The following is a 10,417-nucleotide window of genomic DNA, read 5'->3' on the forward strand; positions in this document are numbered from 1 at the left end:
CCGATCTCGAACGATTTCATCGCGCAATTCCTCACGGCGAGCCGATCCTCGAATGCAGTCGCCGTCGCCACTACGTGATCTTCGATTCCACGTGCCCAGGCGGAGAGGAAGCGCATGGGGATCTCTGGCCCGTGATGAACCAGGACGTTTCTCATCACCCGGAGTTTTGCGCGATCGAACATGTAGAGGAGCCAGTCGTCGTCCACGTCTGACTCGATCAGGAGCGCACGCAACCGATTCGCGCGGTTCGCCACGGAGACCAGGGCCGCGACTTCGCTGAGGTTCGTTGCGCGGACCAGCACGGCGAGCTTGTAGGAGCCGGTCCACGATTGCGCCGTGTTCCCGTCGGGCATCGCAAAAAGGCGATCGCTGGACGCCACGATCCGGTGCATGTCCGCAAGTGCGCTTTCATTGATCAGAACTGCCAGGCTGTCCTGAGTTTCTGCTGTCATGGTCTAGCGCCTCCGCTCAGGAGATACTTTCTGATTCCACTCGCGCGGCAAGCGGACATACGATGGTAGCGGGCTCAAAGGCTAGTGTCCGCTACGAGTCCGGACAACCCTATGATGATGTTTGGGTGCGTGTGGTCAGGGAGTGTGCGGCTGAGGGTTAGGAACGCGAAAAAGGCCGGGGCGTCGCCGCCCCGGCCTTCTGCGATCAATCCACTTGTTTTCGCTCGCGCTTACGGCTCGACGATGGACAGGTTCAGCCCTGCCTCGCGCGCCATCTCGATCGAGCGCGCGACGGTGTTGCCGAGCACGAACCCGTGCTCCACCTTGGTCTTGATGCCGTTGTACTCCACCTCGCCCGTGCCGACGCCCAGGTGCGTGAGCACGCCGATGGCGCGGGTACCCGAGAAGCTCAGGCCGTTGCTCTCGCAGCCCATGATGCCGGAGCCGGAGTCGCCCGGCGCCGCCACGAAGTCGCCGTACCACGAATTTCCGTCCGATCCGCCGCCCACGCCCACGCGGGCCTTGGTGACGAACGTTTCACCCGTGACCAGGCCGTTGCCGAAGTGGCAGGCGGGCTCGCCGAACGCCATCAGCTCCACGCCGCTGAAGTCGCCCCAGACGGGCATGGAGGGGCGGATCAGGTGGTGCGCCGAGGCCGGAATCTCCACCACGCCGAAGTCGTTGCCCACGTCCTCGGTGCCGGTGGGGTCCGTCTGGCGGGCGTAGGCCACGCGGCCCAGCGTCACCACGGTGCCCACGAGCGTCATCGCGTCGAAGTTGCCTTCGCAGTTCTGCACGCACACGTCAACCGACACGCCCGTCGCGTCGAAGTCCGCGCCTTCGCCGTGCGTGGCCTTGTTCGCGGCCGAGACGAAGCAGTGGCCAGCGGCGCCCAGGAACAGCCTGCTGCCGTCGCGCCAGATGAAGTTGGCGGTGCAGCCGTACGTGCCGTCGTTGGGAATGGTGACGAGGATCGGCGAGCCGGGCCCAATGCCCTCCGGGCCGGCGGGGAGCAGCAGGTTGGGCGGCTTGCGGATGGTCTTGTTCAGCCACTTGGTGACGTCGATCTTGGGCTTCTTGATCTCGATGTCGCCGTCGGTGTTGTCCGTCAGCCAGATGAGGTTGCTCGGGCCCGCGTCCGGCGCCATGATCTCCGGCGCCGTATCGACGCAGGCGGCGAGGGTGGCGGCAAGGCCAAGGGCGGCAAGGCTGGACAGCAAACGCATGGGGTCCTCCGAGGTGGCGTAGGATTGGCAGACACTGCTGCGCGGCCTTGCCGCGCCCGCCTCGACAAAGGGCATCGGGCGTGCCTCCTTTCCCGCCGGCGTGCGCAATGGAACGGGTGAAAGCGGCAGAGTTGGCGAAGCTGCCCTCCTATAAGCACTTGCGACCCAGACATGTCGCATCGGCCGTGAGCCGCGCTCACTCTTCGGTCCCGAGATGGGTTGCGGCTTGCACTATTCTGGTGAAGGCACGAAATCGATCCGCACGTTTTGTGGGCACCTACTCCGGGGCATGATGAAGAACGTCACCAAACCGGCACCGCCCGAAGGATTACGCTACCAGGCGGATGTCCTGCCGCCCGACGAGGAGCAGGGTCTCGTGGAGCGGATCCGCGAGCTGCCGCTGAAGGAGTTCGAGTTCCACGGCTACGTGGGCAAGCGGCGGGTGGTCTCCTACGGCTGGCACTACGACTTCGCCGAGCGCAGGCTGCACAAGGTGGACGAGATCCCCGACTTCCTCCTTCCGCTGCGCTACCGTGCGGCCGCGTTCGCGGAGGTGGCGCCGGAGGAGCTCTCTCACGCGCTCGTCACCGAGTACGGCGCCGGCGCCGCAATCGGGTGGCACCGGGACAAGGGCGTCTTCGGGGATGTGATCGGCGTATCGCTGGTGTCCTCGTGCGCCTTCCGGCTTCGGCGCAAGGCGGGTTCGAAGTGGGAGCGCTATTCGCTGACGGCGGAGCCCCGGTCCGCATACCTGCTGCGCGGCCCCTCGCGGACGGAGTGGGAGCACAGCATTCCTGCCGTGGATTCGCTCCGCTACTCCGTCACCTTCCGAACGCTGCTAGCGGACCGCTGACCGCACGCGACGAAGGATGTAACGGCCCGTGAACCTCAACCAGGTCACGCTTCCGGCGGTGGACCTCGCGGCGTCCGTCGCGTTCTATCGCACGCTCGGCTTTCGGCTGATCGTCGACACGCCGCACTACGCGCGTTTCGAGTGCCCGGAGGCTGGCGCCACGTTCTCGCTGCACGTTGTGGATACGATGCCGGCGGATTCGGGCATCCTCGTGTACTTCGAGCACGAAGCGCTGGACGAGCTCGTCGCGGACCTCAAGGGCAAGGGCGTGGTGTTCACGCAGGAGCCGACGGACCAGCGCTGGCTCTGGCGCGAGGCGCGGCTCCGCGATCCCGCGGGCAACGCGCTGTGGCTGTACTGGGCCGGGGAAAACCGCCGGAACCCGCCGTGGAGAGTCGCGAACCCGTAGTCACGCCGTCGCCAGCATCTTCCGATTCGCTCCTCGACCATCCCTTTCGATGACCCACGCGATGCAGACGCGCCGGCTGTCCCTGCTGTACCTCGCCGCACCCGTCCCGGCGCTCGTCGCAGGCGTGCTCACGATGCGAATGTCGGACGTGCCGGCGAGTCTCTGGGTGCAGAACGTCGCCGCGTGGGCGGTTGGCACGGTGCTGTGCGTGGTCCTGGCGAGGCCCCGCACTTCCGCCGCGCGGCCGAGGTGGGCGGACGTCGCGGCGGTGCTCACGGTGGCTGCATTGGCCGCGACCCTGCTCGCTCCGGGGGTGGACGGGGTGCACCGATGGCTCCCGCTCGGCCCGGTGCGCCTTCACGCAGCAGCGGTGCTCCTCCCCGTGCTGATCGTCGCCCTGGACGGCCTCTCGCGGGCGAGGAGATGGTGGGCTTCCGCCCTCGTCGGGGCTGCGGCGATGCTGGCGCTGTTCCTTCAGCCGGACGCCGCGCAGGCTACGGCATTTGGCGCGGCGGCGGTGCTGCTGCTGGCCGTGAAGGCCGAGGGACGCGCGCCGCGGCTCGCCTGCCTTGCCGCGGTCGCCGTGCTCGCCGTCCTCACCTGGACGCGGCGCGACCCGCTGGCGCCAGTGCCGTACGTGGAGGAGATCGTCGGGTTGGCCGCGAGCCTCGGCACTGTCTGGGCAGTGGCGGCGATGGCCTCGCTGCTCCTGCTGCCCCTGCCGTTCCTCATCGCCGGACGGGGAGCCGCGCGACCGATGGGCATCGCGCTCGGCGCCTACGTGGCGATCACCGCCGCCGCTCCTTTCTTCGGCAGCTTTCCCGTTCCGGTACTGGGATACGGCATGTCGCCCATCCTCGGATACCTGGCGGGCCTGGGCCTCTTCCTCCGCGCCGGGGCTCACGAGAGCGGGTGAACCCGCCTCCACACCTGCCGAAGCGCACACGAATTCTCCCCCTCTCCCGCTTGCGGGAGAGGGGGCCGGGGGGGAGAGGGCAGCCGCGGAATGCGCCGGCGCCGATGAAACGCCCCTCCATCCGCCAGCCGCGACAAGGCCAGAGCCGACGCATCCGTGCCGCTGCCACGCCCGGGCTTCAAGGTGGCGCAAGCCAGATCCTCCCGGCGGGCGTGAACACTTGCGCCCGCCACCCTCCCGGGCAGACGTTGAGGGTGCCCAGCGCAGCGTCCCGAACGCGTCCACCCGCCGCACCCGGCTTCACCGATGCACCTGCGCATCTCCGCCCTGCTTGCCGCCCTCGCCCTGCTCTCCGGGTGCACGCTCTCCACGGTCCGTTCCGCGGAGGTGTACCCCGGCCTTTCGTTGAACGCCCAGGTGTCCTCCACGACACCTGCGGGCGAAGATGCGGGCTGGTTCTGGAGCGCCGGCAACCAGCCGGTTCCTGGATTGTACGCGGAGCTGACGCTGGGCAACGTGAGCGCGGACGGTGCCCGCGGCAACGAGCTCAGCGCCGGGCTCAACGCCTTCTCACCCTTCGTCGGCGCGTACACACAACTCGGAAAGAACGAGCGGTCGGCGTACGGCATCGGCGGGCGGCTGGGGCTTCCGATCATTTCCTGGAGCTCGTCCCAACTATACGGGCGGTACGACCGCCTTCTCGCGCCGGGGCAGCGCCTTCTGCTGAACCCGGCCGTCGTGCTGCACTGGGGCAATTCTCCCAATGGCGAGAATCCCGGGCACTTCGTGGGGCTGGTGCAGGGCGTGGGGCTGGAGATGGAGGGAAAGAACGTGTCGTTCATCCCGGCCGCCTCTGTTGTACTGATGGGGGGAGAGCGCTCGAGCTACGGCGAGTCCCAGGGCTCGTTTACCACCGCGTTCGCCACCGCCTCCGTCGCCGTCGTTTTCCATCGAGCGCGCACACTCGCCCCCGCGCCGCCGCGTGCGGCCCAGCCGGGGGAGCCATGATGCAGATGCCCGTCCGCCGTCATCCAACGACTTCCCGCCCCGGTGCCATGATCAAGACCACGTTCGCGTCCCTCGTCCTGCTCGCGCTGTTCGTGTCGTCGCCCGCGCGTGCGCAGCTGCTGCAGACGCAGACGCTCAGCCTGCAGGCCGCCCGGACCATGGCCGCGGCGGCCGAGGTGGAGGCGCGCGAGAACAGCTGGAACGTGGCCATCGCCATCGTCGATGCCGCGGGCGAGCTCATCCTCTTTCACCGGCTGGACCAGACGCAGCCCGCCAGCCTGGACATCGCCATCGGAAAGGCGCGCACCGCGGCTCGGTTCCGGCGCCCCACCAAGGTGCTGGAAGAGGCGGTCGCAGGCGGACGCACGGTGCTGCTGGCACTGGACGGCGTGCCGCTGGAAGGCGGCCTGCCCATCGTCGTAGACGGCCGCGTGATCGGCGCGGTGGGCGTCAGCGGCGTCACCTCGCAGCAGGATGCGCAGGTGGCGCAGGCGGCCATCGACGCGCTGGTGCGGTAGCGGGTCCATCCGCCCTCGTCCATCCCGTTCCGACGCTCACGATGCAGACGCTGACGGCCATCCTGAAGGCAGCCTTCACCGACGATCTCAAGGCCCTCCGCGCGGAGATCCAGGCGTATCCGCGCCCAGAAGACCTGTGGCTGCGCTCGGGCGCCATTGCCAACTCCGCCGGCAACCTGGCGCTTCACCAGGCGGGCGCGCTTCGCTATCTGGTGGGCCACGTGCTGGGCGGAATCGAGTACGAGCGCGATCGGGAGGGGGAGTTCGCGCGGACCGGCGTGCCGGTCCAGGAGATCCTGGCCGAGATCGACGCGGCGATCCACGCGGTGCGCCAGACGCTGGACCGGCTGACGGAAGAGGACCTGGAGCGGCAATATCCCGTGGACGTCAGCGCCGGCCGGCCCATCACCACGGCTACGCTGCTCGTGCGGCTGGCGATGCACACGTCGTATCACAACGGGCAGGTGAACTACCATCGCAGACTTTTGGCGCCATCGGCGGATGAAGCCTGAGCTGATCGGGCCGTCGCTGTTTCACGTGAGCGAGGGTGCGATCGGCCGCTTCGAGCCGCGGGCGACGGAGTTCGTTGGCGAGCCGGTGGTGTGGGCCGTCGACGAGCGCCGGCTGCACAACTACCTCCTGCCGCGCGACTGCCCGCGCGTGACTTTCTACGCCGGCCCGGCGACCACCGTGGGTGATGCAGAGCGGTTCCTGGGAGCGAGCCCGGCCGTCGTCGCGGTCGAGAGCGCCTGGCTGGAGCGCATCCGCGCGTGCGTGCTGTACTGCCATCGCCTGCCGTCCCGGACGTTCGAGTGCCTGGACGAGGGCGCGGGCTATTTCGTCAGCCGCGACGCCGTGGTCCCCGCGCGCGTGGAGGTGATTACGGACGTCGTCGCGGAACTCCTCGCCCGCGGCGTGGAATTGCGCTTTCTGCCCAGCCTCTGGCACCTGCACGATGCCGTCGCCGCGTCCAGCCTGCGGTTTTCGATGATCCGGATGCGAAACGCCGCGCCGCGCTGAAGGCGCTCCCTAACCATGTCGATTTCGCATCGGCTCGTTCGACGTAGAGTTGGAGCGGGATCCAAGCGCGGCCCGGGCGGCCACCCCCGCTCTCCACCCGACACCGATGGAGATACCGATGCGATTCATGAACCTCGTAAAGAGCGCCGAGAACGCCGGCCCCATGCCCCAGTCGTTCATGGATGCCATGGCCGCGGCGAGCGAACAGTCCCGCCGAGCGGGCAAGCTGCTCGACACCGGCGGCCTGGCGTCCACGGCGCGGAGCACGCGGGTGCGTGTTTCCGGCGGAGAGCTGAGCGTGCTGGACGGCCCCTTCGCGGAGGGCAAGGAAGTGGTGGGCGGCTACGGCATCGTCGAGGCGGCGTCCCGGGAAGAAGCCGTGGAAGGCGCCGTCTGGCTGATGAACATGCACCGCGAGCACTGGCCGGGGTGGGAGGGCGAGGTGGAGGTCCGGCAGATCATGGGGCCGGAGGATTTCGCCCGGTAAGTCCGCCCGTGCCTCCGGCGGGCCTGGAGGAGATCCTGGCCGATCCCATACCTCCACGCGAGAACTGCGTTTCACGCAGAGGACGCAGAGGATGGGAGAAAGGACGCAGAGGAAAGGACCGGTCTTTCTCTGCGTCCTCTCTGTTCCCTCCGCGGCCTCTGCGTGAAACGTGTCAGCGAGGCATGGCGACGATCGAGCGCCCCGGCATCGCCTGAGCGCCAGCGCGGCCGCCTGTCACTCGACCCCGCGAGAGGAGGAAACCGATGCCGGATCCTGAACGCTCCGCCGACGCTTCATCCCCGGTGCGGTTCGGGGAGGCGACCCCAATCCTGCGAGTGGCCGATCTGGACCGGAGCCTGGGGTACTACGTGGATGCCCTGGGGTTCGACCTGCAGTGGCGCTACGACGATTTCGCCAGCGTCTGCCGGGGTGACGCCTCCCTGATGCTTTGCGAGGGGTGCCAGGGACAGCCCGGCACCTGGGTGTACGTGGGCGTCAGCGACGCCGATGCCCTGCACGACGAGCTCCGCGCCCGCGGCGCCACCATCCGCCATCCACCGCGCAACTTTCCCTGGGGCTCGCGCGAGCTTCACGTCTTCGATCCGGACGGCCACGTGCTTCGCCTGGGAGCCGAGGCGAATTCCGACGGGCCGCTGGGTGACTGGATGGACGAAGCCGGCGTGTCCTGGACGCCGCAGCCCGACGGCAGCTGGCGCCGGGCGGGCTGACGCAACCCCGGGCAGGGCACCGTGCCCTGCGCGGGTTCTTGCGCGCCCGTGGTGATATGGTTAAGCATATCACCATAGCCGTGCAGGCATCGCAGGGGTCATCGGGAAACCATGGTGGAACGCGAGTGGAACGACAGCCAGCCCATCTACCGGCAGCTTCGCGACATGGTGGCCGCGATGATCCTGGACGGCGTGCTGAACGAGGGTGATCCGCTGCCCTCGGTCCGGCAGGTGGCGGCCGAGTACCGCGTCAACCACCTGACGGTGCTCAAGGGCTACCAGCAGCTGGTGGACGAGCGGCTGGTGGAGACCAGGCGCGGCCGCGGCATGTTCATCAATCCCGGCGCGCGCGACCTGCTGCTGCAGGGGGAGCGCGAGAAGTTCCTCACCGAGCAGTGGCCCCGAATCCAGGAAACCATCCAGCGGCTGGGCCTTACGCCGGAGGACCTGCTCGCCGCCGCCGCGGCATCCGCGTCCAATCCCGCCAAGGAGCGCTGAAGCCATGGCATGCATTCAAGCCCGCGGGCTGCGCAAGTCGTTCGGCAGCACGGTGGCGCTCGACGGTCTGGACCTGACGGTGGAAGAGGGCCGCATCGTGGGGCTGATCGGTCCCAACGGGGCGGGGAAGACCACCGCGCTCAACGCCATCCTGGGCCTCACCCGCTACGAGGGCGAGCTGAACGTGCTGGGGCACAATCCGTGGAGCGAGCGCGACCGGCTGGCGCGCGACGTTTCGTTCATTGCCGACGTCGCGGTGCTGCCGCGCTGGCTGCGGGTTTCGCAGGCGCTGGACTACGTGGCGGGCGTGCATCCGCGCTTCGACCGCGGCAAGGCCGACGGCTTCCTGGCCAATACCGAGATCCGGCGCACGAGCAAAGTCGGCGAGCTGTCCAAGGGGATGGTGGCGCAGCTGCACCTGGCGCTGGTGATGGCCATCGACGCCAGGCTGCTGGTGCTCGATGAGCCGACGCTGGGGCTGGACATCCTCTACCGCAAGCAGTTCTACGATTCGCTGCTGAACGACTTCTTCGACCGCACGCGCACCATCGTGGTCACGACCCACCAGGTGGAGGAGATCCAGGACGTGCTGACGGACCTGGTGTTCATCGACCGCGGGCGCCTCGTTTTGGAGTGCAGCATGGAAGAGTTCGAGCAGCGCTACGTGGAGGTGATGGTTCGCCCCGGGCAGCTGCCCGCGGCACGCGCGCTGGGGCCCATCCACGAGCGCCACCTGTTCGGCCGCAGCATCCTGCTGTTCGATCAAGCGGATCGTGACGAGGTGTCGGCGCTTGGCGAGCTGCGCACGCCCAGCATCGCGGACGTGTTCGTCGCCGTCATGGGCAGCCGTCCGGGCCAGGAACGCGGAGCCGGCCAATGACCATCGCACCGGAAGCCGTCGTGGACGCACCGGCCCGGACGCGGCCGTTCTACTGGTCGGTGCGGCGCGAATTGTGGGAGAACCGCTCCATCTACCTGGCGCCCCTGGGCGTCGCCGCCTTCGCGGTCGCGGGGCTGGTGATTCACGCCGTCACCATGCCCAGCCACATGCCCGGCATGCTGGCCGTGGACGATGCGGACGCGGGATCGGCCTCGGTTACCTACCGGGTCGCGGCGCTGCTGATGCTGGCGACCACGTTCGTCATCGCGGCGTTCTACTGCCTGGAGGCGCTCGCCGGCGAGCGGCGGGACCGCGGCATCCTCTTCTGGAAGTCGCTCCCCGTTTCCGACCGCACGACGGTGCTCGCCAAGGCCGTCGTGCCGCTCGTCATCCTGCCGCTGCTCGCATTCGCCGCCATCGTCGCCATGCACGTGGTGATGCTGCTGCTGAGCGCCATCGCCCTGGCGATCAACGGCCACGGCGTGGGCGTGCTCTGGGGCGAACTGCGGCTGTTCACCATGTGGACGGCGCTGCTCTACTCCATCGTCTGCATCGCGCTATGGCACGCGCCCATCTACGGGTTTCTGCTGCTGGTCTCCGGCTGGGCCCGGCGGACGGCGGTGCTGTGGGCGGTGCTGCCGCTGCTGGCGCTCGGCGTGCTGGAGAAGCTGACGTTCGACAGCGCGAACGTCGCCGCATTCGTGCAGTACCGGCTGCTGGGCTGGCACGTCCACGCCTTCGACCCGCGGGGGCACGTCATCACCATTCCGTTCCATCCCTCCACCCCGCTCACGCCGGGCCGCATCCTGACCACGCCGGACCTGTGGATCGGGCTGGTGCTCGCGGCGGTGTTCATTGCCGCGGCCGTGCGCATGCGCCGGCACCGCGAGCCGATCTGATCCCCATCCACCTTCCCGTCCGCGCTCCGCTTCTCCCGTAGCGCCTCTCTGTCGTCAATGCCCACAAAACCAGGATGCCCGACGAGAGGCTTGCGCGATCTATGGTGTTATACTAGAGTATATCACCATAGCGCAGGTCGATCCTTCACCGGCGCATCGAGTCCGCTCCAGCCGAACGGCGCGGACCGTTTCACCCGACCAGTCACACACGGGAGAAGACACCATGCGGATAGCAACTCTGGGGATGGCGGCGGTCGCGGCGCTGGTCTTCGCGCAGCCCGCGGCGGCGGACACCGTCTGCGACTGGTGGGAGTTCGCCACCCGCATCACCAATGCGCAGTCCGCCGCCGGGCGCACGCCCGAAACGGAGCGGACGATGTCGCGCGTGTCGCTGGCCATGTTCGAGGCGCTGAACGCCATCGACCGTCGCTACGAGAGCTACCTGGGTTTCCCCGTGGGCGATCCGACCGCGTCGCAGGACGCCGCGGCCGCCACGGCTGCGTATCGCGTGCTGCTCTTTCAG

At 68.4% G+C, this 10,417-nt stretch carries 14 protein-coding genes and 1 pseudogene; 13 read left to right on the forward strand and 2 right to left on the reverse strand.

The genetic code is table 11. The features are described from left to right. Positions 1–452, reverse strand: a 452-nt coding sequence (locus VIB55_RS20950) for a hypothetical protein (RefSeq protein WP_331878619.1), incomplete at its 3' end; no start/stop codon positions are given. Between the two features lie 230 nt (positions 453–682). Further along, positions 683–1,678, reverse strand: coding sequence for a hypothetical protein (locus VIB55_RS20955; protein WP_331878620.1), 996 nt, complete (start codon positions 1,676–1,678; stop codon positions 683–685). Between the two features lie 289 nt (positions 1,679–1,967). On the opposite strand from VIB55_RS20955, the gene VIB55_RS20960 reads away from it, so the two are divergent. The 13 genes and pseudogenes from VIB55_RS20960 to VIB55_RS21020 all read left to right on the forward strand — a co-directional run. Further along, the gene (locus VIB55_RS20960) at positions 1,968–2,531 is read left to right on the forward strand and encodes an alpha-ketoglutarate-dependent dioxygenase AlkB (protein ID WP_331878621.1); all 564 of its coding nucleotides are present in this window, start codon (positions 1,968–1,970) and stop codon (positions 2,529–2,531) included. Positions 2,532–2,559: 28 nt separating this feature from the next. Then, positions 2,560–2,940 carry a VOC family protein gene (locus VIB55_RS20965; protein ID WP_331878622.1) on the forward strand — a complete coding sequence of 127 codons (381 nt, stop codon included), beginning with the start codon at positions 2,560–2,562 and terminating at the stop codon, positions 2,938–2,940. A 49-nt stretch (positions 2,941–2,989) separates the two neighbouring features. Then, entirely contained in the window at positions 2,990–3,856 is an 867-nt protein-coding gene (locus tag VIB55_RS20970; protein WP_331878623.1) for a hypothetical protein, read from the forward strand. Positions 3,857–4,162: 306 nt separating this feature from the next. Beyond that, positions 4,163–4,864: a hypothetical protein gene (locus VIB55_RS20975; protein ID WP_331878624.1), complete on the forward strand. Its 702-nt coding sequence runs from the start codon at positions 4,163–4,165 to the stop codon at positions 4,862–4,864. A gap of 47 nt (positions 4,865–4,911) precedes the next feature. Further along, positions 4,912–5,382 (forward strand): heme-binding protein, encoded by a 471-nt coding sequence (locus VIB55_RS20980; RefSeq protein ID WP_331878625.1) that lies wholly within the window; start codon positions 4,912–4,914, stop codon positions 5,380–5,382. Between the two features lie 41 nt (positions 5,383–5,423). Then, positions 5,424–5,894: a DinB family protein gene (locus VIB55_RS20985; RefSeq protein WP_331878626.1), complete on the forward strand. Its 471-nt coding sequence runs from the start codon at positions 5,424–5,426 to the stop codon at positions 5,892–5,894. Further along, on the forward strand, positions 5,884–6,402 hold the full coding sequence (locus VIB55_RS20990) for a DUF6886 family protein (RefSeq protein ID WP_331878627.1): 519 nt from the start codon (positions 5,884–5,886) through the stop codon (positions 6,400–6,402). Before VIB55_RS20985 ends, VIB55_RS20990 begins: the two co-directional genes overlap by 11 nt. Positions 6,403–6,520: 118 nt before the next feature. Next, positions 6,521–6,889 carry a YciI family protein gene (locus VIB55_RS20995; RefSeq protein WP_331878628.1) on the forward strand — a complete coding sequence of 123 codons (369 nt, stop codon included), beginning with the start codon at positions 6,521–6,523 and terminating at the stop codon, positions 6,887–6,889. Between the two features lie 263 nt (positions 6,890–7,152). Further along, positions 7,153–7,617 (forward strand): glyoxalase superfamily protein, encoded by a 465-nt coding sequence (locus VIB55_RS21000; RefSeq protein WP_331878629.1) that lies wholly within the window; start codon positions 7,153–7,155, stop codon positions 7,615–7,617. Positions 7,618–7,728: 111 nt separating this feature from the next. Continuing rightward, the gene (locus VIB55_RS21005) at positions 7,729–8,115 is read left to right on the forward strand and encodes a GntR family transcriptional regulator (RefSeq protein WP_331878630.1); all 387 of its coding nucleotides are present in this window, start codon (positions 7,729–7,731) and stop codon (positions 8,113–8,115) included. Positions 8,116–8,119: 4 nt separating this feature from the next. After that, positions 8,120–8,995, forward strand: a complete 876-nt coding sequence (locus VIB55_RS21010) for an ABC transporter ATP-binding protein (RefSeq protein WP_331878631.1) — start codon at positions 8,120–8,122, stop codon at positions 8,993–8,995. After that, a complete protein-coding gene (locus VIB55_RS21015) occupies positions 8,992–9,894 on the forward strand; it encodes a hypothetical protein (RefSeq protein ID WP_331878632.1) in 903 nt (300 codons plus the stop codon). Before VIB55_RS21010 ends, VIB55_RS21015 begins: the two co-directional genes overlap by 4 nt. Before the next feature lie 223 nt (positions 9,895–10,117). Beyond that, positions 10,118–10,417 (forward strand): annotated as a pseudogene (locus VIB55_RS21020) (hypothetical protein); the annotation flags it as partial.

The organism is Longimicrobium sp., from assembly GCF_036554565.1.
In the GTDB taxonomy this organism is placed as follows: domain Bacteria; phylum Gemmatimonadota; class Gemmatimonadetes; order Longimicrobiales; family Longimicrobiaceae; genus Longimicrobium.